Genomic DNA, 22450 nt, shown 5'->3' on the forward strand with positions numbered 1-22450 from the left:
TTTCACAGCGTGCCCGCGTCAGCGGCGACTGGCTCGTGCGGCTTGCTGACGCGTTCAGCTCGTTTCAGGCGGCGGCGATCGGCACCGCAGGATATACTGCGATGCTCTTCGTTCTTCGCCTGGAACGGCTCGGGCTGCGGCCGGCAGATGGCGATATCCTCGTCACCGGTGCCAGCGGGGGTGTGGGCGGGGTCGCGGTATCGCTCCTCAGCAAGCCCGGCTATCGTGTTGTCGCCGCGACGGGACGACTGAACGAAGCGGATTATCTGACTGCTCTCGGTGCTGCGGAAATCCTTGACCGTGCCGAACTCGCCGAACCTGGGGAACCGATGCAAACTCAGCGCTGGGCTGGGGCGGTCGACACCAGTTGATAATTTCGCCAAGGCGGGCAGTGCCTCTCATTTCTACGGGTAATCAGCTACGATCAGCCTGTCATTCCGCCAGCTTTTCATAGAGCGGCGCGAACGTTTCAGGGCGCCCTGTTGCATCCAGACCCCTATTTTACATGGTTGGCGGGAAATAAAAAAGACGAGGTCATTTAGCCCCACCGCCGCCGCCCATGCCCGGTCGCAAGTCACACCATACAAGCGCGTGGCCTTTATCTGATCGCCGTCCCGGATGGATCGCTGCGCTGGCGATTCGACTATCGCTATGTGGATAAGCGCCGCACTCTGTCGCTTGCTCTCTCTCCCGACGTCACGGGCTCTCTTGCCGGTTGAAGCATGTAACGTCGCGGTAAAATTGCGATAACGATTGGTGTCGCTTTTTCGTAACCGCTCTTTTCAAGATGTCTGACGACTGAAACGAATATGGTTATTGTCCATTAACTTCCTTTTCTGAACGCAACGGACGAATTGCAATTGACAAGGCCTCCCTGCCTCTGCTCGTTTGACGAGCGACAAGAATTCTCACCCGCCGCTCTTTAATCGCGGCCTCGGACGAGCGCTGTCGGGGAAAGGCAACGCCTGCAGCTGGTCCGAGATCGTCCTTCGGTGGTGGGAATCAGCAGGGGTAATGCTGATGAACAAGCAGCTCGAGTCGATGCATGCATCTGCCATCATGGCGTTGGTTTCGTTGGGCTTCGCGTTCCCCGCATATGCACAATCCGAAACCGTTGGCGGCGGGACGACCGTGCAAATTACCCCCTATGTCTGGGCGTCGGGGTTCGGCGGGACGCTTCGCCCGGGACCGGGCGCGCCGACGGTAAATGTCGACAAGAGTTTCGGCGAATTGATGGAGGACGTGGACGCGGCCTTCTTCGTCAGCGGGCTGATCAAGCATGATCGCGTCGTGGTGGTTGCCGATGTCACCCATAGCTCGTCATCGCGTGAAGGACTGGTGCCGACCGGCAATCCGGCGCTCCCTGTGGTTCCTGCCGAAGGTAAGCTCAGCCAGACGTCGGCGACTGCGCTTGTCGGTTACCGGGCGGTCGAGCAGGAAGGGGCTTCGCTCGACGTCCTTGTGGGCGGACGCGCTTGGTGGATTCGTCCCAAGGCCGCGGTGCCAGCACTCAATGTGACAGCGAGCGCGAAGGCAAGCTTCATCGACCCGGTCTTTGCGACACGCCTCAACATCAAGGCATCGCCAGGCCTGTCGTTCCTGCTTTACGGTGATATCGGCGGCTTCGGCGCCGCGTCGGAAGTGACGGGGCAGGCCGTCGCTACGGCGAACCTGCGGGTTGCGAAGAATATCTGGCTCTCGGGTGGCTATCGTTACCTCTATGTCGATTACAAGAGCGGCAATGTCCGGACGAGCGCGGCGCTCGCCGGCCCGCTTCTTGGCGCGAGCTTCACTTTCTGACGGGCTGGAGAGCACCGACACGCCTTCGGCAGACACTTCAAACGGACAGGGGCAGGCGATGAACAAGATGGCTTTACGGTGGGGATGCGGCGTGGCGACGGCGGTCCTGATTTCGTCGCTCCCGGCGCAAGGCGCTCAGGCTCAGGCATCCCGAACACTGTTCCATAATGTTCGCATACTTGATGTGGTGAAGGGGCAATTGGGGGACCCCACCGATGTCCTTGTCGAAGGCGGAAGGATCGCGAAGATCGGCGACAGGGTCACGTCAAGCGGGCCGGTGAAAACCATCGAAGGCGGTGGCCGCACTTTGATGCCCGGCATGATCGACATGCATGTGCATCTGACCTTCAGCGCGTTGACGATGCCGCAGATGCTTTCGCCCGACCTCACGCCGGAGAAGGCCGAAGAGGCGGCTGGGCGCCAGGCGCATGACATGCTGCTGCGCGGTTTTACCGCAGTACGCGACGCCGGCGGGCCAATCTTCAACCTCAAGCGCCGGATCGACGCGGGCGATCTCGTCGGTCCCCGTGTCTGGCCGTCAGGCGCGGTGATTTCGCAGACGAGCGGGCATGGCGATTTCCGGTTGCCGACCGAACGGTCGCGCAAGTTCGGTGGCGGCGTCTCGCGCTCCGAGATGTTCGGCGCAAATTTCATCGCCGACGGAACCAGCGAAGTGCTGACCGCCACGCGCGAGAATTTGCGTTTCGGCGCCAGCCAGATCAAGCTGATGGCGGGCGGCGGCACCTCGTCCGATTATGACCCGATCGACGTCACCCAGTATACGTTCGAGGAGATGAAGGCCGCGGTCGATGCGGCGGAGGACTGGAACACCTATGTGATGGTCCACGCCTATACCCCGCGCGCCGTGCGCCGCGCGATTGATGCCGGCGTGAAGTGTATCGAGCATGGGCAGCTTCTCGACGAAGCGACGCTCCGAGTGATGGCGGACAAGGGCGTATGGCTTTCTACCCAGACGCTATCCGACGACAATCCGAACGTCGATCCCGCGCGCCGGGAGAAACGGCGTGAGATACTCGCCAACAATGCGGCGCTTTGGCAGAATGCGAAGAAGCTTGGTGTGAAGCTCGCCTGGGGCACCGATTTCCTGTTCGACCCGTCTCTCAATGCGGAACAAAACGACTATCTGGTGCGGTTGAAGAGCTGGTTTACGCCGGCTGAGCTTCTCAAGCTCGTGACCCATGACAATGCCGAACTTCTTGCGCTTTCGGGTCCGCGGTCGCCTTACAAGGGCCGGCTTGGAGTGGTCGAGGAAGGCGCGCTGGCCGACCTTCTTCTCGTCGACGGAAACCCGCTCGCACAGATCGACCTGCTTGGCGATCCTGCGAAGAATTTCACGGTCATCATGAAGGGCGGCAAGGTTTACAAGGGCGGGCAATGAGCATGCGGGCCGGGGCGCTGTGTGACGGCTCGGCTAACGGTACCAAAGGCAATGGTTTTCAGCCATTGTTCCGCCAATTGAGTTGCGGGTTTGTGAATTTTTGGATCTGGTTCTGATGTCGCGCCGAGCTGCACTTTTCGTCTTGGCGGCCACGACCGTCGGAGTGGTTCTGGCTGTGGTTTATTGGAGTCGCGAAGCGGCCTGCCAACGGATGCTTCAGACCGCAGAATTGGCTTCCGGCACACAGGTCCGCTCAGGCGTGCTTGGAGGATGCTATATAGTCGGGCCCGACGATGAGACGCATGAAACGCCTCACCGATAACCGCGCGCCAGCAATGACGGCAGGTCAAGGACGCGTGGTGCGGACGTAAGGGACTCAGCCGGCCGTCAGGGTTGCTGCCCTACCCGCAAGCTGTAGCCGCCGAAGCCATTATCTTCTCCCGAGCTGGTCGCGCGGACCAGATATTCGCCGCTTTCATCCGGCGTGAATATGAGGAGGGCGTTCGTCCCGTCACCACCATCGTCGTCGCGCGCAATGGGGTCGTCGCTATAGCGATCTGTGCCGGCGCGCACCTCAATCATTGGGTCGAGACTGTCGGTTTCGCGGTCCATGAAGATCATGACCTGCTTGCCGCCCTCGAAGCGGAACAGATAATCGTCGACACGACGGCCGCGGACCTCGCCGTCAGTTCGTGTGAGAGCCCCGACGTAATTCTTGAACGTGATTTGGCTGCTGCTCGCCGGGGTCGGTCGCTGCGGCGCCGGCAAAGGCGCAAGCTCTCGCACGTGGAGCGCATAGGCCCCCATGCTGTCGTCGACCGCAAGTACGCGGAGCCGATACTGGCCGCTCCGCTCCGGTGTAAATTCGAGATAGGCATTTCTGCCCTCTCCACCATCATCGTCCGTGGCAATTTCTTCGTCTTCCGCATTGGCAAAGGAGAGCCTGAGCGCCGGGTCAAATTCTTTCGATTCCGCACTGAACGCATATCGTTTGCCCGCCTCAAGCGTCATCTGGCGGACCTCATATGGGCGACCATCGCGGCGGCTGTTTTCATCGAGTTGGCCAGAGGATTGCTGATCGCGCGTCTGCGCGGCCGTAGGCCCTCCGAGGCCTAGTGCGCCAGCCACGACGGCAGCGGCAAGCCATTTTGTTCTGGTCCGTGGCATTCGCATCATATCCGTTTCCAAACCCGTAGAAAATCCGCCCGACCGCAAAGGTGCAAGCGATCAAATATCTGTTCCAGCAATGGGGTTAGCGAATGCAGCCGTTATCGACAACATCGATCTTGATTGGCCCGCCTGAGCAAGTCACTGATCATGGTTGATATTCCTTCAATCGGGGCCTCGGGCCGCAGACGAAACTGGCTGGCTTCCGGGCGGCCGGTAACCGCCCGAGGCCTGACACCATCGACGGCAAGAAGGAACGCTTCGAAACGTCGGCGGTTCTTTTCGGACGGAGCAGTTTCACCCCGCCACGGGAGCAAGATGAACGTGCCAGATTTTCAGAATATCCTGATCGTTGAAGACGACGCGATCATTGGCATGCTATTGGAGGAGTTCTTGTCGATGGCGGGCCGCCAGCCCGTTGCCGTTGTCGATTCCGTGGCACCCGCACTTGCGCGGCTCGCCGAAGGCGGGATCGATGCGGCCATCGTCGATCTCAACCTATGTTGTGGCGAGACGTCCGATCCGGTCGCTACCGCGCTGGCAGCTGCGAATATCCCGTTCATCGTTGCAACCGGTGCATTTATCGGTGATCTCGATCCGGTGTGGCGGGATCGACCGTTGCTCGAGAAGCCGTTCACGCTCGCCAGCGTGATGCGATCGCTTGAGGAACTGGGATAACTGGGGGATAGCGGGAACCTGTTCCGTGCTTCGGTCATTTTCAATCGACGGATGACGGCGCGATGTCGAACGCGAAACGAGGAGCGGACATGAGCTTGGATCGTAGAAGCAAGGCCGGGACAGGGGTCGAAGGCCTTGACGATATCATAGCCGGGGGGCTGGCGCGCGGGCGGATTTTCCTGATGGAGGGAGATCCGGGAACGGGCAAGACGACGATTGCAAATCAGTTCCTGCTTGCAGGAGCCGAGAAGGGCGAGCGCTGCCTTTACATCACGCTGTCGGAAACCGAAGAGGAGTTGCGCGAGACTGCCGCATCGCACGGATGGGAATTGCCTGCCAATTTCCACATCTTCGAACTGGTCCCGCCGGAGGCTCTGCTGAACGACGAGCAGCAGCAGAGCTTGCTGTATTCGTCGGACTTGGAGCTGGGCGAAACAACGAAGCGCATCCTCGAGAAATATGAGGAAGTGAAGCCCGATCGCGTCGTTCTGGACAGCCTCTCGGAAATTCGGCTCCTGGCACAAAGTTCGCTTCGCTATCGCCGCCAGATCCTGTCGCTCAAACATTATTTCGCGCGCCACGACGCGACGGTCCTGATGCTCGACGACATGACGTCGGAGAGCGCCGACAAGACGGTACATAGCGTCGCCCATGGTGTGATCCGGCTTGAGGAAATGTCGCCCGATTATGGCGCCGAACGGCGCCGGCTCCGCGTCCTCAAATATCGCGGCCAGCGGTTCCGCGGCGGCTATCATGATTTCGTGATCGAAAAGGGCGGCGTCCGGGCTTTCCCGCGCCTCGTCTCGCTCGAGCACAAGACCGATTTTGCGCGCGACGTGCTGGCGACCGACAATGCGGAACTCAACGCGTTGCTGGGTGGCGGATTCGACGCGGGGTCGAGCGCCCTGATCCTCGGGCCCGCAGGCACCGGCAAGTCGCTCTTCGCGCTCACCTTCGTCCAGAGCGCGATCCGTCGCGGCGGCAAGGCGGCGATGTTCGTGTTCGACGAGGAACTCGGGCTGTTGTTCGCGCGGGCGAAAAACATGGGGCTCAACCTGCAGGAGATGGTCGACAGCGGAAACCTGATCATCGAGCAGGTCGATGCCGCCGAACTCTCGCCCGGCGAATTTTCGCAGCGTGTGCGCCGCTGCGTCGAGAAGCATCATGTCAAGACCGTGGTGATCGACAGCCTCAATGGTTTTCAGGCGGCGATGCCCCAGGAATCGGCCCTCATTCTTCACATGCACGAGTTGCTGCAATATCTGAATCGCCAAGGCGCAATGACCTTTCTGACGGTTGCCCAGCATGGTCTTGTCGGGGACATGAAGGCGCCGGTCGATGTCACCTATCTGGCCGATACGGTCGTACTGCTCCGCTATTTCGAGGCGGCGGGCCGGGTCCGCCGCGCGATTTCGATCATGAAGAAGCGGACCGGGGCGCACGAGCATACGATCCGCGAATATCAGATCAGCGGCGGCGGCATCGCGCTCGGCGAACCGCTCGTCGGCTTTCAGGGCGTGCTACGCGGCGTTCCCGAAATCATCGGCGATACGAAACTGATGGACACGCCGCAGGTCTTGCCCGCCGGATGAACCGGACCTTTTCAGAGCGGGCGATTATTCTCGCGCCGCGAGGAAGGGACGCTGATATCGCGGCTTCGATGCTTCGCGAGGCCGGGATCGAAAGCGAGATCGCACGCGACCTGCCGGCCTTTGTCGATATCCTGCTTCACGGCGCGGGCTTCGCACTCATTACCGATGAAGCGCTGCGCGGTGCCGATCTTCGGGCACTCGACGGGTTCATCAAGGCGCAAGCCGAATGGTCGGATTTTCCGTTCATCCTGCTCACCGAGCGCGGGGGGAGCATCGAGCGCAATCCCGCCGCGGGTCGCTTTCTCGAACTGCTCGGCAATGTCACCTTTATCGAACGACCCTTTCACCCTACCTCGCTGATCAGCATCGCCAAGGCGGCCCTGCGGGGGCGGCGCCGTCAGTATGACGCGCGGGCGCGGCTCCAGTCGATCCATGAGGGCGAGCAGCAGCTGCGCATTGCGCTTTCCGCCGGCAGGCTCGGCGCCTGGACCTTTGACGTGGCTTCGATGAAGCTCGATGCCTCGGCTGACTGCAAGAGCCATTATGGCCGGGAGAGCAACGATCCCTTTCCCTATGAGGCACTCGTGGCAAGCGTACATGAGGAGGACCGCGCGACGATGCAGTCCGAAGTGCAGCGCGCGCTGACGACCGGGGCCGATTACGACATCGAGTATCGCTGTATATGGCCTGACAAGACGATCCACTGGGTGCAGGTGCGCGGCAAGCCCGCACTCGACTCTTCCGGCCGCGCAACGGGCATGACAGGCGTGAGCCAGGAGATCACGGAACGGCGGGCGGCGGAGGAGACGCTGCGGCACTTCGCCGTCGAACTCGAGGCGCGGGTCGAAGAGAGAACGCGCGAGCACGCCGAGGTGATGGCGCAGCTCCACGAAGCCCAGAAACTCGAAACGCTCGGGCAGCTGACTGGCGGCGTTGCGCATGATTTCAACAATCTCCTTACCCCGATCGTTGGCAGTCTCGACATATTGCGGACGAAAATAACGGAGCCTCGGCTTCAGAAACTTCTCGATGGGGCGCTGCAGTCGTCCGAACGCGCACGCACTTTGGTCGCGCGCCTGCTGGCCTTTGCGCGGCGGCAGAATCTCGAAACGCATCCCGTCGACGTGTCCGCGCTGATCGGCGGCATGGTCGAGCTGATCCAGCGGTCGATCGGGCCGACCATTGAGCTGTCCGTCGATCTGGGCGACGATATTCCAGCTGCGATGGTTGATCCGCATCAGCTTGAACTCGCCGTACTCAACCTCGCGGTCAATGCGCGCGACGCCATGTTAAAGGGCGGTCGTCTCTCCATTTCGGTACGCCGGACCGAATTGACGGGGCGGGGTCAGGATTTACCCGCCGGCGCCTACGTCCTCATTTCGGTCGCCGACAGCGGGACGGGAATGGATGCCGAGACGCTTCAACGGGCGGTCGAACCTTTTTACTCCACGAAGGGCGTGGGCAAGGGCACCGGTCTGGGGCTGTCGATGGTCCACGGTCTGGCGGCTCAGTCAGGCGGCCGGTTGACGCTCCGGAGCGAAAAGGGCTGCGGCACCAGCGCGGATATTCTGCTGCCCGCGGCCTCGTCGGCAGCGCTGGCGCATGTTTCGCCGGTCGAAATGCCGTTCGTGGCGTCGCTTCCCATGCGGATATTGCTGGTCGACGACGAGGATGCGGTTCGCGAAGGCACTGCGGCGATGCTGGAGGAAATGGGGCATGTCGTGCAGCAATTGCCCTCGGCAAAGGATGCGCTCGGCCAGATTCGCGCGCATCCGTTCGACGTTGTGGTGACCGATTATCTCATGCCCGGGATGAGTGGTCTCGAACTCGCTCGTGAAGCGCGGAAGATCCGTCCCGACATGCCCGTGCTCATGATAACGGGCTTTGCGGATATCGCGGATGATACCGCGAGCGACGTTCCGCGATTGCCGAAGCCGTTTCGGTCGGCCGAGATGGCGAGAGCCCTTCATGATGCCATCATGAGCAGAGAATTGGCGGACTAGGGAAACCGGAAATTCCGTTTAACGCAACGCTGCTGCCGACAACTCCCGGCAGTTGACCGAACCCGGTTTGGGTAGCGGTTCATCCTTCGCGGGGTCCTTCCGAAGGCCGAGAGCGGTCCCGATCGACCGTCCGACCGCGCCGATGATCCCGCCGCTGTTGCTCTTCTTGCTGGCAGGAGAAAAACTGATCGCGGGCTGCGACAGCGTTCCTTGCACCTTCAATGGATCGACGAGTTTCAGGGCAGCCTTCTCGCTCGCCGCGCCGTTCATCGTCAGGGCCACCGTCTCGCCGTCGAGATTGATCTGGCCGCGTCCGCGTGCGCGGGAAATGGCAGTGTCGATGACGAGCGGGGCGGGCGAGAGCCGTCCGCCCTTGGCCGTGAAAGAGAAAATCGCGCAGCGGATCGGCGTCATTTCATCGTCATCGCCGCCGATTTTCTGTCCGATGGCGCCGCCGAGATCTTGACCGATTACATAGGCGGCAGCGCGGTTGATTGCCCCGCCGTTCGCGACGAACGCGATTTTGCCGCCGCCGCTGGCAAAGGCCTCGCGGACTGTATCGCCGCGTCCTGTGACACGGATGAGGCCTTGCACCGGGCCGCGGATCATGTCGGGCTGACCGATAAAATCTTCTAGCATTGCTCCTTCCACCTTCAACTCAGTGGAAAGAATTGGCGTCGCCTCCCTGGAATCGACTTTGATCCTGCCGGTCATCTTGCCGCGCCCAAGGCCGGCAACGGCATTGTCGAGCCGGAGCACGCGATGATCGAGTTTGAGCGTACCGCTGAGGCTCTGAAAGATCGAACCACCCTTGACCAGCAGACGCTTGATCGACATGCGGATGACCCCGTCGGTTGGTCCCATTTTCGAGAGATTGATGCGCGTGTCGGGGATGATGCGGGGGCCGATGCGGGCCTGCTTTGCGCGGGCGGCTGCAAGCCCCGCATCGTCGGCGAGATCGTCGAAATCGAGTTGGGGTGCGTCAATCGTCGCGTCGATTTTGGTTCGACCCTCCTGCTTGCGGACAGTCGCCTTCGCGCGAATGATCGAGCGGCCGATGGTGCCGGCCAGCCGGTCGATATACCAATCCGCGCCGGCGCGGCGGACGTCTCCGGTAAGATCGATAGCCTGTGTTCCAAAGAGTCCGGCCTCGATGATATAATCGAGTTGCTTGAGGCTGGTGCCGCGCGCGGTGATCGTCATGCGGGCGTTCGCGACGTCGAGAGGGCGGGGCATCGAGCCCTGCGCGGAAAGATCGAGCAGGCCGGACGACAGGCTCGCCGAGAAGGGCCAGCCACGGCTTTTCTGTGCCGGGTCTCCGCCGCGGATCCGCAACCGCGCGGGCGATCCGTTGAAGCGGCCGGTGGCATCGGCGCTCAATCCCGTGGCCGGGTTGGCGTTGATCGTACCGGCTACGTCGAGCCGGCGCTTCGCGTCCTGAAGCGTGAAACGCGCGTTTGTGATCGTTAGCGTATCGAGGCGAAGCGGAGAGCTTTGCTTGCTGCTTTTCCGCTCGTCATTCCCGCCCCAATTGCTCTTTCCGTCAGCATCGCGGACGAGTGCCAGATCCAGACCGTTGATGTCGAGGCTGCGCGGGTCGAAGTTTCCCGTAAGGAGTGAGATAATGGGCACGCGTGTGCTGGCACGGCGCAGCTTCATCATATCGCCCGTGCCTGCCCACCTGGGCTGCCCTATGCGGACATCGCGCATGGTGATGAGCGGCGTAAAGGAGAAGAGGCCATCACGTTCCAGGGCGCCCAGCGCGACGGGTGCGCCAAATTCTGCGGACAATTTGCGTTCCGCTGTGCCGCGCAACAGCCCGACGGGAAAGGCGGCGAGAAGCATGGTTCCGCCGAGGACGAGCAGAAGGAGCGCGATTATCGCGATTTTGAGCTTGGGTGGGATGACGAGCCGGGTGTCGGGCATATGAATAAGCTATGCCGGGGATCGGGTAAGGTTCCGCCGGTGCCGGCTGGATATGGACTTGGCGGCGATTAATCGGGCGAGGTCGACGGTTTTCGACGTGCCATGAATGTGCCCGATAAGACCCATCCGCACAGCCGACTTCATTCGCCGAGCCGAGACCAGAATTCTTTTGCGCTCAGCGGCGGGCGTTCGTCAGGCTTCTTGTCCGGTTCGGTCTCGGCCCAACTCGGATGGGGGAGGGGCGGACTGAAATGCGGCAATTCACTTGCTTCCCGAGTCGATCGGATTGTCATCGTCTTGGTCCTCAGCAAAGAAACGGCCCGCCGGAGCGGGCCGAGGGCGCAGCGCGGGAGCGCTGCGAGGGGAAAGGATCAGTCTTCGGTGCCGGGCTTTCCGGTCTTCGGCGGCTTTCCGTCCTCGACGCGGCCCTCGTTCCTGAGGTCGCGGCCTTCCTGCGCCTTGCGCTGGCTTTCAGGGGAGTCGCCATTCTCATAGGCTTCTTCCTTCACATAGCCTGCGGCTTCTTTCGCTTTGCCTTTGATGCTCATGATAATCTCCTTGTAATGACATGGAGACAACCGCCGGGCCGCGCGCGAGTTGCGCGTTGGAACTCGCCGCGAGGACTATTTTCGCAATCGTCCTAACATGCATCAAGTCGATGATTTATTTAGGAACAACGGTAGTCCGCCGTGCGTCTCCCGAAAGCCTGATCCCCCAGGCAATTTCATCATGAGAGGATGATCGCAATGGCGCAGAACCAGAATCAGCCGGGTGGCAACCAGCCCGCCAAGAACCCTGGCCAGGATAGCCAGCAGGAACAGCAGGACGAAACCCGCCGCCAGCCGGGCACCGACGACGACCGCGAGCAGGCCGGCACCGACGATCAGGATCGTCAGAACCGCTAAGCGAAGCGAAGCGTTAAAATGACCGGGACGCGGAGATCGCGGCCCGGTCTTTTTATGGGGCGGGGCCGTATTAACCTGTGTTGTTTCGGCGGTCTCTCAGACTCGATAAAAGGCCTTTACTTCGACACTCCTTGCGACCCGGGAGCGAAAGTTGGGGGAGGCTGGCGTTCGTACCTTCGGGTGCAGCGAGGCCCGGAGGGCTCTGCCGTAAGGCGGGGCCCTTTTGCTTAACCGGCGCCTTTTGAAAGATCCGCGTCAAGCGCCAGCATGACGATTGAAAAGCGGAGCGCGCCGGCATCGTTGGCGACATGAACCCTCAGATCCTTATCGCGAAGGAGCAGGTCCGGGTCGTCGATGAGCAAACTTCCGCAATATCGAACCGCCTCGCGTCGCGCTGCCGCGTCGTCGGGCATGTCATGCCCCATCTCGTCGATATCGCTGGTGCCGTCGAGGATGTGAAAAAAATAGCGAGGCATAGTCGCCGTTCTCCTGCCGTGTCGCGCGCCCCGCTCTCTAAACCGACGAGATATTGTTTCGATGCAGGTAAAGATCGGAAAATTCGGCAATTTGGCGAAGTATTTTCACATCGCCGGCCGTGAGCTTGCGCGCGATGCGCCGAACCGCGCCGCGTTGTTCGAGAATCTTGATCGTCCGGTTGATATGGACGGGGGTCAGCCCGAGCAAATCTGCAAGCTGCTCCTGCGTCACCGGTATCTCGAAACCGTCGACATTCTCGATCGCGATCTGCTGGACGCGATAATAGAGCTCGCAGAGCAAATGGGCGAGCCGCGCGAGTGCGTTGCGCCGCCCGATGTTGAGAAGCCATTCCCGTCCAATCGAGGCCTCAATCAATATATCGACCAATACGGCGCGGGCGAGGTTGGGCCGGGGCGCGATGATCTTCTCGAAATCCTTGAGCGAGAAAATGGCCACTTCGACCGGCGTCAGCGCCTGGATATTATGGTCTGCCGTCGTGAGGTAGAGCGACTGGAAATCGAGGGCGTCGCCAGGAATCTTGAGTGACACGATCTGCCGCCCGCCGTCGGCAGCGGTTTTCTGTCGATAAGCGAAACCATGTAGAAGGACCGGGCATACCACCGCCCGGTCGCCTTCGCGCAATATATAGTCATTTGCCTCGAGACGGCGAAGCGTGAAGGGAAGCGAGCGAATAGCTTCCTGATCGTCGGCGGACAGGCGGCTGTGGCTCAGCAACTTGCGCAAGAAGATGCCAAGCCGCTCTTCCTTGCCGGCAGGCGCGTCGTCACCCATCCAACGTACCGACGACATAGTCAGGCTTGTACCAGTTCCAGTTCTGATCGTGTCGCATATCCACAGAACATCGGGGCATCCGATCGGTTCCGGCCTGCGAGCATGGAGCCATGCCGAGCCCTCTATGGCGGCGAATAACGCCGACTGTTCCAACATGGGTTAAGTCGGCTCGTCCATCGACGGGGTATGTCGCTTGATCGCGGCGCGGCCGGGAGAGGGATGGCATGGTGTTGATTTCGGAGAAGGTCTGGGCGGCGATGCTTGCGGCCGAAGATGCGCACGGCGAGGCGGCCGAGCGTCACGCACGATCCGAGGCGTCGCTGGCACGCGACGCCGGCGACGACGACCTTGCCCGCATTTGGGAAGATGCCGCGAGCGAGCTCCATACACTCCATACGATCAATCGAACCTGGGCGCGGCCCAAGACGCCGCCGCCGGCTCCTCCGGCCCAGTCGGAATGATGGTCGCGACGTCGGTGTCGATATTGTACGTAAGAGGCTTGTTAGCGATCGGCGCACGCCAGCGCGCCAACCAGATCGGCTTGCCGGCCCGTAAGCCGCGTTTACAGGTGAACGGCCCATTACCCACTGGCTGATTGTTTTGCATGGCGCGTCCAGACCACGCTTCGATCAGAGCTTGGCTTTACGGGGATCAGTTCTCGCGGCCTGCCAGCCATAATGTCTGGGTCAGCGGCTCCACCAGATAGGATAGCGCTGTGCGCTTGCGCAGCGGTATCACGATATCGACGGGAAGTCCCGCGCGCAGCCCGCCATCGCTGCGAACCTGACGAAGCTTTCCAAGCTCATCGGGGGGCACGAGCAGTTCCAGCTTGAAGAAATGCATCCCAGTCCGTTCGTCTTCGAAGCTGTCGGCCGAGACCTTCGAGATCCGGCCGACCAGGATTGGCAGGTTGCGCTCTTGCAATGCGGTGAAGCGGATTTGCGTCTCCATTCCGGGTGTCAGGTCGTCGGCATCGGTGGGCGATGCCTTGGCCTCAATAATCAGGGCGCGATCTTGCGGGACGATTTCCATCACCGTTTCTCCCGCCGAAACGACGCCGCCGACGGTGAATATCTTGAGGCCGACGACGCGGCCGCTGGCCGGGGCCCTGACCGTCGAGCGCACAAGCTGTTCGCGCACCGAGACCAGTTTGGGTTGCAGTTCGTCCAGACGAACCTGCCCTTCGCGCATCTGGGCCGCCACCTCTTCCATCATCTGTTTGTCGAGGCCGACGACCTGCATCCGCGCTTCCCCGATCGCTTCGGACGCGCGGGCGATGTCGGCGCGATAGGCGCCATAAGTCCCGTCGAGTTCGGCCGCCGTGCGTTCCATGCCGCGAATCCGATTGATGGAAACGAAGCCCTTGGGAAGCAGCGAACGCATCCCGTTGAGTTCCTCACCGATCAATCGTTGCTGTTCCAGATTGGACCGCATCTGATGGGCATAGCCGTTGATCTGTTCGGAATGCTGACGCATCCTTTGGCTGAGCACACTGCGTTCGGTCCGGATTGAACTGCGCCGAGCATCAAACAGCAGCCGCTGGCCGTGCAGAGCCTCGGCCGCAAGGGCTCGATCCTCGGGTGCGAGCGACGCGAATTCAGACGGTGCCGCAACCGATGACAGTCCGCCTTGCTCGGCCGTCAGCCGCGCGCGCTGCGCGAGAAGCGCGACGACTTCGCCGGTGAGCCCGCGTTCCGCCGCCACCAGTTCCGATGCCGATATCTTCAGCAATGCCTGCCCCTTGGTCACCGTTTGTCCCTCGACGACGTGAAGCGCGGTGACGATCCCGCCGTCGCGGTGCTGCACCGCCTGCCGGCTTCCCGACACGGCGACGACACCTTGCGCATAGGCTCCGGCATCGAGCGGCGTCATCGCGGCCCATCCAAGCAGGCCGACGAAAAACAGGGCCACAATCGTGCCGCCTATCCGCAATTCGCGATGGGGCTTGTCCACATTTTCATCGTTCGCCGGATCGGTGGTCTCAACCGGTGGGTTTTCCATCGCATCGCTCATGGCCGGGCTCCCTCGTTAATCGGAACGACATTCTGCTGCGCCGCCGATTGCTTCAATGCGGCGAGAATTTCATCGCGCGGCCCAACCGCCACGACCGCGCCGTCGGTGAGCACCGCCAGCCTTTCGGCGCTGGAAAGAATAGCGGCACGATGTGCCACGATCATGATCGCCGCGCTTTGCAACTTCGCTGCCGCGATCGCTCTCGACAGTGCGTCCTCGCCGTCGCTGTCGAGCGCCGAATTCGGCTCATCAAGCACTAGGATTCGCGGTTTTCCATAAAGCGCGCGCGCCAGTGCGATCCGCTGTGCCTGACCGGCGGACAAACGGTGTCCGCTGCCTTCGATGCATGTGTCATAGCCGCCCGGCAGGTGCAGGATCATCTCGTGGACGCCGGCCATCCGGGCGGCCTGGACGACTTCCAGGTCGATGATGGCCTGTTGAATTCCGCGCTCTCCGGCGAAGCGCGAGATATTTTCGGTGATCGTCCCCGGTAGAAGCGCACAATCCTGCGGCAGATAGCCGATATGTTGGGCGAGCTCTTCCGGATCCCAATCCCGCACGCTGGCCCCGTCGATGCGAATTTCGCCGAAATCGGGGGGCAGGGCGCCCGCAACGATGCGTGCCAGCGTCGTCTTGCCGGCACCGGATGGGCCGACAACGCCCAGCGCCTCGCCGGGGACGAGCTTCAGCGATACATTTTTGAGTAGAATTGCGCTGGCGTCGGGGTTGCGCACGACGACGCGGTCGAGTTCCACAAAGCCTTCGGGGTCGGGCAACGTCGTGCGCGTGAAGCTGCTCACCGGAGCGGTATCGAAAAGACGGCCAAGCGTTTGCAGCGCCTGGCGCGACTGGACGATGCTCGGCCACAGGCCCACCAATTGTTCAATCGGTTGCAGCGCGCGGCTCAGCAACACCGATGCAGCGATGATCGCACCGACCGAAATCTGGCCGTTGATGGCGAGCCACGCACCGATTCCCAGTGCGAAGGACTGCATGAACATGCGCACGAATTTGACCAGCCCGTTATAACGGCTGCTCGAAAATTGAAGCTCGGCGGTTGCGTCGAGCCCGACGCTGCGCTGCCGGATGTGCCGCGCCACGAGCGCGCGCCGCATTCCCAACGCCCGCACAAGCTCTGCCTTGCGGAGTGTCGCTTCGTGCGATTCATAGGCGAGGGCGGTGGCCTGATGCGCCTCGTCCGCCTTTGCCTTGCTGCGTTTTTCGTTGCTGATCGCCAGCGCGATCAGGACGCCGCCTGCTCCGAGCACCAGCACGCCCAAAAGCGGGTGGATCAGAAATGCGACCAACAGATAGAGCGGCGTCCACGGGACGTCGAACAGCGCGATCGCGGCGGGGCCGCCCAGCGACTGACGAAATATGTCGAATTCGCGCATCGCCTGTTGCGTCGATGGGTCGCCGGGAAGCGCGCGGCTTCGGGCAAGCAGCCGGTCCAGTATCTCGCCAGACAGCAACCGGTTGAGCCGTAGCGAAGCGCGCGCCATCAATCGGACGCGCATCGCGTCGAGCGCGGACAGTGTCGCAATGGCAACGCCAACGACCAATGTGATGAAGACCAGCGTCAAGACGCCGTTGGTCGGCACCACCCGGTCGTAAACCTGCATCATATAGATGGTCGGTGCGAGATAGAGGATATTGATCAGCGCGCTGAACGCTGCGGCGAGCAGAAAATGGGTCCGGCAGGCGCGGACGGCTTCGACCAATGCAGGCGGCACGGGCATCCAGAACAGGCGCATGAGAAACTCCCGGGAAGCTATTGGTGGATAAGTGGCGCCGGGCCCTTTCGGGGGCTTGGGACAGGCCCGGCGCCTAGGCTTCACGGGATCAGGAAATCAGACCCATGGCCTATAAAGTTCCTGAAGTGCGACACGTCGGAGAAGGCGTCGTGGAGCGCATCCCATATCGGCGAATGCCGCAGGGAATGGGTGTCGGGTCCCCGGGCGGACCCGCCTGAATCGCCGCGTCCGTTGCCCATATTTACGACATCCTGCGGACGAAGGTCGCCGATCACCTGATCGTTGCCACCGCCTGCATTGAACACCAGCCGGTGTTCGGACGTCAGGCCGGAGATATTGACCGTGTCGGCGCCCCGACCACCATTCACCGTGATGGTATTGAAGTTCAGGCTGGTGGGGTTGAAATCGCCGATCACCAAAATCGTGTCGCCGCCGTTGTTCCCCGTTCCGCCCGGCCCCACGCCGCCGGGTGACGAAACATTCAGGGCGTTGACGTTGATTTCCTCGATATTGTCGAGTTCCGCAATGATCTGGGCATTGCCTGTGCCGTTGCGGGTAACGACAATCTCGGTGGTCGCATCGAGGCCGGTCATGCCCGCCGCTTCTGCCGCGGCCCTGGCATAGATGCGGAAGGTTTCCGCACCGGCCACGCCGTTGAGAATGTAAGTGTCGGTACCGGCCCCGCCATTGACCAGATCGCGCCCGCCGGTTCCCCCGGTCTGCGTGATGGTGTCGGTCCCGTCGCCGGCGTGGATCACGTCGTTGCCACCGCCGCCATTGATCGTGTCATTGCCCGCAAATCCGAACACCGCCTGTGAACCGCCCGAACCGCCATTGCCGTTGAGGTTGGCGTTGTTACCGGTCGTTCCGGACACGACGTCATAATTGGCGCCATTGAACCGAAGCGTCTCGACGTTGTTGCTGACCGTGTCGACGCCTTCGGCGCCTGTATTGTCGGTGACGACAATCGATGTTCCGACGGTATTGAAGCTGAAGTTTCCGATCGGTCCGGCGAACACCGCAACGTCGTTGCCGCCATCGCCAACGACGCTGTCATTGCCCGCGCCGCCGGTGAGCGTGTCATTGCCGCCCCCGCCGGTCAGCGTATCGTTGCCAGCGCCGCCTGTGATGGTGTCGTTGCCGGCATCGCCATTCAGCGCATCGTTTCCACCATTGCCCGACAGCGTATCATTGCCGCCGCCGCCGTCCGCGATATCGTCGCCTTCTGTACCGATCAGGCTGTTGTTGTTGCCGTTACCGTCCCAATTGACTCCGGTCGGTCCCGTCGCAGCCGATATGACCTGTTCGGCCGAACCGCCACCATCGGTGAAGTTCACAACCACCCGGAGCCGCAACCCGGCCTGGGCGCCAAAGGTCGTCCCCCCCGGATTGGCGGGCGTGAAGGTCGCCGCCGTGGCCCCGCCGATATTGGCCCAGGTCACGCCATCGACCGACTGTTGCCATTGATAGTTGAAGGCGCCGAGCCCGTTTCCGTCAGCGATCCCGGCGGTATTCAATGTCAGTTGCTGGCCTTCGGTCGGTGTCAGGTCGCTGATGACGGGCTGACCCGTCGCCGGCTGATTGACCCCAATCTCGACATCGGAAAAGCGCATCCGTTCGATATTGCGCAGATTGTCCGTGCCATCGAGTTGCGTACCGCGATTGTGCGCTACGCTGATCGAGCCATTGGCATTGTAGGTGATGTCGTAATTGGCCCGGAGGTCGGAGAATATGGCGACGTCGGTGTCGGCCACATTATCCCCGGTGCTGAGGATTTCGCGGACGATGACAAGTTGTCCCGGGTTATACTCCCGGTTGAACATCTTGGTCACCAATTGCGTCATGCTGTTGGCGCTGAAGATTTCTGCGCCCGTGCCGCCGTTCGGGCCGACATTCTCCCGAACGCTGATCCTTACATTCAGCCATTTGTCGCCGTCGATGATATCGTCACCGGCATTGCCCCGGATCAGATCGCTGCCGTCGCCGCCAAGGATGATGTCGCCAGCGTTATAGGATGTAACGCCAGCGCCCACGACAGCCTGGAGCCCCGTGATGCGCGCGATGCCCGCTGCATCCAGATTGCTGCCCGTAAAGCCTTCCGATCCGGCGATGAGCGGATCGGGGTCGAAGGGCGCGCGCTCGGCTGCAGTGATGTCAGATCCCGACAGGACATCGTTGAAACGTGACCCCGACAGCCCCTCGACGCTTTCATAGGCGTCTTGCGTCGCATTTGGCGGAGGCGTCGGATTCTCGTCGAACACGATCCCGCGCGTCAGGTCGGCGTCGGTGCCGGCGATATTATCCTTATAGATCGCCCAGTCCCAACCCGACATGCCGGCCATCTTGGCGCGACCGGGGCTGCCGACCATGATGTCGTCGCCACCTTCGGCAATAAACTCGTCGAAACCGCCGAGGCCGAAGAACACATCATGGCCGACGACACCATCCTGCGCGAAAATTTCATCGAAATTGTCGCCGGGGGCGCCGTCGAAGGTGCCATGTTCGATCCAGTCGTCGCCCTCGTTGCCGAGGATGCGCTCTGCGGTGATGTTGCCGAGGATGAAGTCATTGCCTTCACCCGCAAAGACTTCCGACCCGGCATCGGTGCCGAGGACGATGAAGTCCTGACCGCGCCCACCCAGCACGAGGTCGAGACCCGGGCCGGTGTTGATCACATCATGGCCGTCGCCGAGCTTGATGTTGTCGTCGCCGCCGATATCGCGGACGACGTCGTCGCCCGCGCCGGCATTGATGATGTCGTTGCCCGCACCGCCCTCCAGCGTGTCGTTGCCGCCGTCGCCGAAGATCGTATCGTCGCCTTCGCTGCCGATGATGATATCGGCGCTTTCGGTACCGCCCAGCACCACATGCTCATCGCCGGTATAGCGGAGATAGTTGGTGTCGGGGCCGACCGTGGCCGGGTTGTTGCGGACGACGAGCGGGGTCAGAATGCCGCCGCCGGTCGGATCGGTGCTCTCAAGGTCGCCGTCGCCGTCCAGATCGTTGAACTGCCGCGTCCGGTCGACCTCCAGGATCAGTCCGGGCGTCGAGAAGACGTCGGAGGGAAGATGCGTCGCATTGGTGTTGCGCATGATCATCCCGGCGAAGCTGTTGCCTTCCATCTCGCTGAACAGATGCAGGCCGTCGAGGCGCTGGAGATAATAGAAGCGGTCGGCGTTTTGCAGTTGTTCCATCTGTACTTCGAAGACGAAGTTGAAGGTCGAACCGAGCATGCCGCCAAAGGGCAGAATCTTTTCGGCAAGACCGCCAATCCACAGGTCGACATTGTCGAGCCCCGTTATGGTCACGCCATTCGGGCCGCTCGTCCAGGCGCCCTCGCCATTGAGGAAGTCGACGGCGTCTGGCGGCGCGAGTATCACGCGATCGTCGAGCGGATCGTTCGGATCGCCGACCACGGTCTGGTCGACACCGAAGATGATCGCCATCGCCGCGGCGCGTTTGCCTTCTACCGTCGTTTCGCCGGTGATCAGCGAATGCGTACCATAAGCCGCGACGAAGTTGATGATCGACGCCTCATTCTTGAGATTTCCGGCGAAATCGACCCAGCTCTCATAGGGTTTCAGCCGCGCGTCATTGTTGGTTACGTCATAGAATTCGCGGCGCGCGGCATTCAGTGAAGGAACGCCGGTGTCGCGGCCGCGGGCAAGGTTGATCGTCGCGAGATCGAGCGGCAGGCCGAGCAGGTTGTTGCGCAGCGCGCTGGTAACAAATTCGTCGATCTCGTTACCGACCTGACGCGTCATGCCGCGGATAATATCGCCCGCCGCAAGGCCGTCGTCGATGACGCCGTCGACCCCGTTGAACGCCGTGGGGTTCAGGAAGCCGTCGATCAGGCTGATATCGTCTGGCGTGAAGGTCGGGCCGAACCGGGATATATCTTCCGTCAGCATCGAGTGGCCGAAGCGGTACACGACGTGGGCAAATTCGGCGACGATGTCCGGATTGATCGTCGTGTCGAACCCGTCAGGCACGATGAAGAAGTCGACCTGCGGCTGGATCTTTCGCGCGAACTCCTCGAACACGAGGTGCTGATATTGCATCTCGGTGCCGAATTTCGCGGCCTGGAACAGGCGTTCGCCGTCCCATACCAGCGCCGCGATTTGCGCCGGCGTGGTCGGAAGTGACGCCACGTCATCGGCCAGCCATTCGTTGAGGAACGCCAGGTCGCCCGAGGCAAGGACGACCTCCTTGGTATGTTCGACCAGCCGGTTATGTTCGGCATGGAACACATGATGGACCGCAGTCAGGCCGATATTCTCGTTCACCCGGCCATCGCCCGCCATGAAATGGGCGTCGAGCAGTTCATCGTCATAGACCAGCGGGTTGTTGCCCGGATTTTGCAAGCCAATGGTGATGTCGCCGTCTTCGATGCCGTTCGGCACCGCGGTGTGGGCGATATCGGCGAGGAAGGCGCTGTTGGTGCGGATCGCGGTCGCAAGACTCACCGGCGCCGTCGGCGTTCCCGAAATCACGATATCGTCGGCGGTGTTCGGAATCCCGTCGGCACCGATGCCGGTGATGACTTGCGCATAGCCGGCAGCGTTCGGAATGAAATTGCCATAGGCGTCGGTACGCAGCAGCGGCACCTTGCCTACGTCCTGATCGGTCAGCAGGATGCCTAGCATCAGCGCCTGTTCCTTGACCTCGGCCCAGGTCGCCATGCCGCCGGGGGAGCCGCCGACACCCTCGATCAGCTTGCCGGTCGCGACGGGGTGGCCTGCCGCGTTCACCTCATACTGGCGCAGAAAGACCTGATGCGAAGAGTGCGAGGCATAGGTCTGGTTCTGATCGACATAGGAGGTGGTTGTGTTGACCGGCCGCACATCGTCGGCGGTGCCCATGATATTGTCTGCGCCGGCGGAAACCGTGGCACGGGTCAGCACCATGAAGTTGGTGTGGCTACCCTCGACATATAGCGGATCGTCGGGCTGAAGCGGGATGAAGACGGTGCCGCTGCCCCCCTTGTTGACCAGATCGAGACCGTGATCGAAGAATTGGCCGAACAGGGTGAACCACGAGTTGAACGACGCCGACAGGCCGCCGTCGGGTGAAATATTCGGCAGATGGACATTGTCGCCATCCATCTCGATTCCAAAGGGAACAAGCGCAGCGTCGCGAACGACACGCGCTGCCTCCAGATCGGCAACGGTTCCGTCATGCGCGGCGGTCGCTGCTGCGAGCGCGGCCTGCGCGGCGGTCTCGGCCGGTGTGTCGCCGGGCAGCCCATCGTCTGCGATGGTCGCATCCGTCTGCGCGGTCTGCTTGGCGACGCGTGCCTGATATTCGGCGTCGGATGCCGGTTTGAAGCTTTGATAGATCGCGGTGATCGCCGACAGTTCGGTCAGGGGATCGGCGCTGCCCGCGCGGGCCAGACCCTCGAGAATAGCGGCGGGGTTGCCCAGCGTCTGATCGACCAGCAGGTTGGAAATCGTCCGGAGGCTGCTGTCGAAGACGAGCGAGTTCGAGTTGTTCGACGGGTTATAATTGGGCGACGTCGGCATCGCCGGAGCAGGCCCGGGTCCGTCGGGGTCGAACAGCGTGCCATCCGCCGGCCGGTAGACCGGATCGAGCAGCGACGGGAACTGCACGTTGGACGCGCCCCATTGTTCCTGGCCTGGGAGCAGGTGGTTGTTACTTCCGTCAACGGCGCGCAGGCCGAACGAAAGATTGTAGGCGGGGACGAGGCCGCCCGGCCCGTAGAGCGGCTGGCCAGCGGCGTGCGCCTCTGCGATCTTGATCTGATCGAGAATGAATTCGAGATCGCTACGGATATAGGTAACCATGATTCCCTCCCTGCGGTTGATCTGGATCGAGCGACCGCCATTCGGTCACCTTCTACGCCCGACAGGCGTTCGGCTTGCAGATCACATGGGAGGGAGTTTATCGCTTGCCGGGCGCGGGCGTCGAGTTGGACTCGTGGACT

At 61.8% G+C, this 22450-nt stretch carries 16 protein-coding genes; 8 read left to right on the forward strand and 8 right to left on the reverse strand.

From position 1 onward, the window contains the following. From ACSYDV_RS05915 to ACSYDV_RS05925, 3 genes are all read left to right on the forward strand, one after another. A partial coding sequence (locus tag ACSYDV_RS05915; RefSeq protein ID WP_497198769.1) for an MDR/zinc-dependent alcohol dehydrogenase-like family protein occupies nucleotides 1-371 on the forward strand: 371 nt, incomplete at its 5' end. Nucleotides 372-1020: 649 nt separating this feature from the next. After that, a complete protein-coding gene (locus ACSYDV_RS05920) occupies nucleotides 1021-1800 on the forward strand; it encodes a hypothetical protein (protein WP_438322861.1) in 780 nt (259 codons plus the stop codon). 91 nt (nucleotides 1801-1891) lie between these two features. After that, the gene (locus ACSYDV_RS05925) at nucleotides 1892-3199 is read left to right on the forward strand and encodes a metal-dependent hydrolase family protein (protein WP_438322862.1); all 1308 of its coding nucleotides are present in this window, start codon (nucleotides 1892-1894) and stop codon (nucleotides 3197-3199) included. Between the two features lie 387 nt (nucleotides 3200-3586). Here the strand turns inward: ACSYDV_RS05925 and ACSYDV_RS05930 are convergent, their stop codons facing one another. Next, nucleotides 3587-4210, reverse strand: a complete 624-nt coding sequence (locus tag ACSYDV_RS05930; protein ID WP_438322863.1) for a hypothetical protein — start codon at nucleotides 4208-4210, stop codon at nucleotides 3587-3589. Between the two features lie 279 nt (nucleotides 4211-4489). On the opposite strand from ACSYDV_RS05930, the gene ACSYDV_RS05935 reads away from it, so the two are divergent. The 3 genes from ACSYDV_RS05935 (at nucleotide 4490) to ACSYDV_RS05945 (ending at nucleotide 8639) form a co-directional block, all read left to right on the forward strand. After that, nucleotides 4490-5044: a response regulator gene (locus ACSYDV_RS05935; protein WP_438322864.1), complete on the forward strand. Its 555-nt coding sequence runs from the start codon at nucleotides 4490-4492 to the stop codon at nucleotides 5042-5044. An 89-nt stretch (nucleotides 5045-5133) separates the two neighbouring features. Beyond that, complete coding sequence (locus ACSYDV_RS05940) at nucleotides 5134-6636, forward strand: ATPase domain-containing protein (protein ID WP_438322865.1); 1503 nt, start codon at nucleotides 5134-5136, stop codon at nucleotides 6634-6636. A 68-nt stretch (nucleotides 6637-6704) separates the two neighbouring features. Further along, the gene (locus ACSYDV_RS05945) at nucleotides 6705-8639 is read left to right on the forward strand and encodes a response regulator (RefSeq protein ID WP_438322866.1); all 1935 of its coding nucleotides are present in this window, start codon (nucleotides 6705-6707) and stop codon (nucleotides 8637-8639) included. Between the two features lie 18 nt (nucleotides 8640-8657). Here ACSYDV_RS05945 and ACSYDV_RS05950 read toward each other — a convergent pair whose 3' ends face one another. Together ACSYDV_RS05950 and ACSYDV_RS05955 are read right to left on the reverse strand one after the other, a co-directional pair. After that, the gene (locus ACSYDV_RS05950; RefSeq protein ID WP_438322867.1) at nucleotides 8658-10565 is read right to left on the reverse strand and encodes an AsmA family protein; all 1908 of its coding nucleotides are present in this window, start codon (nucleotides 10563-10565) and stop codon (nucleotides 8658-8660) included. A gap of 371 nt (nucleotides 10566-10936) precedes the next feature. Beyond that, nucleotides 10937-11113, reverse strand: a complete 177-nt coding sequence (locus tag ACSYDV_RS05955; RefSeq protein WP_438322868.1) for a hypothetical protein — start codon at nucleotides 11111-11113, stop codon at nucleotides 10937-10939. 198 nt (nucleotides 11114-11311) lie between these two features. Between ACSYDV_RS05955 and ACSYDV_RS05960 the strand changes: the two genes are divergently transcribed. Then, entirely contained in the window at nucleotides 11312-11470 is a 159-nt protein-coding gene (locus ACSYDV_RS05960) for a hypothetical protein (protein ID WP_438322869.1), read from the forward strand. A 227-nt stretch (nucleotides 11471-11697) separates the two neighbouring features. On the opposite strand, the gene ACSYDV_RS05965 is transcribed toward ACSYDV_RS05960, so the two are convergent. Together ACSYDV_RS05965 and ACSYDV_RS05970 are read right to left on the reverse strand one after the other, a co-directional pair. After that, nucleotides 11698-11946 (reverse strand): DUF6894 family protein, encoded by a 249-nt coding sequence (locus ACSYDV_RS05965; protein WP_438322870.1) that lies wholly within the window; start codon nucleotides 11944-11946, stop codon nucleotides 11698-11700. 37 nt (nucleotides 11947-11983) lie between these two features. Beyond that, nucleotides 11984-12757, reverse strand: a complete 774-nt coding sequence (locus ACSYDV_RS05970) for a Crp/Fnr family transcriptional regulator (protein ID WP_438322871.1) — start codon at nucleotides 12755-12757, stop codon at nucleotides 11984-11986. Between the two features lie 206 nt (nucleotides 12758-12963). Here ACSYDV_RS05970 and ACSYDV_RS05975 point away from each other — a divergent pair, with 206 nt between their 5' ends. After that, on the forward strand, nucleotides 12964-13200 hold the full coding sequence (locus tag ACSYDV_RS05975) for a hypothetical protein (protein ID WP_438322872.1): 237 nt from the start codon (nucleotides 12964-12966) through the stop codon (nucleotides 13198-13200). Nucleotides 13201-13390: 190 nt separating this feature from the next. Here the strand turns inward: ACSYDV_RS05975 and ACSYDV_RS05980 are convergent, their stop codons facing one another. From ACSYDV_RS05980 to ACSYDV_RS05990, 3 genes are all read right to left on the reverse strand, one after another. Beyond that, entirely contained in the window at nucleotides 13391-14752 is a 1362-nt protein-coding gene (locus ACSYDV_RS05980) for an HlyD family type I secretion periplasmic adaptor subunit (RefSeq protein ID WP_438322873.1), read from the reverse strand. Next, nucleotides 14749-16506, reverse strand: a complete 1758-nt coding sequence (locus ACSYDV_RS05985) for a type I secretion system permease/ATPase (protein ID WP_438322874.1) — start codon at nucleotides 16504-16506, stop codon at nucleotides 14749-14751. The genes ACSYDV_RS05980 and ACSYDV_RS05985 overlap by 4 nt, the downstream gene beginning before the upstream one ends. Nucleotides 16507-16586: 80 nt before the next feature. Beyond that, a complete protein-coding gene (locus ACSYDV_RS05990; RefSeq protein ID WP_438322875.1) occupies nucleotides 16587-22310 on the reverse strand; it encodes a peroxidase family protein in 5724 nt (1907 codons plus the stop codon). Nucleotides 22311-22450: the final 140 nt, after the last annotated feature.

It is taken from the genome of Sphingopyxis selenitireducens, from assembly GCF_051550705.1.
Classification (GTDB): Bacteria; Pseudomonadota; Alphaproteobacteria; order Sphingomonadales; family Sphingomonadaceae; genus Sphingopyxis.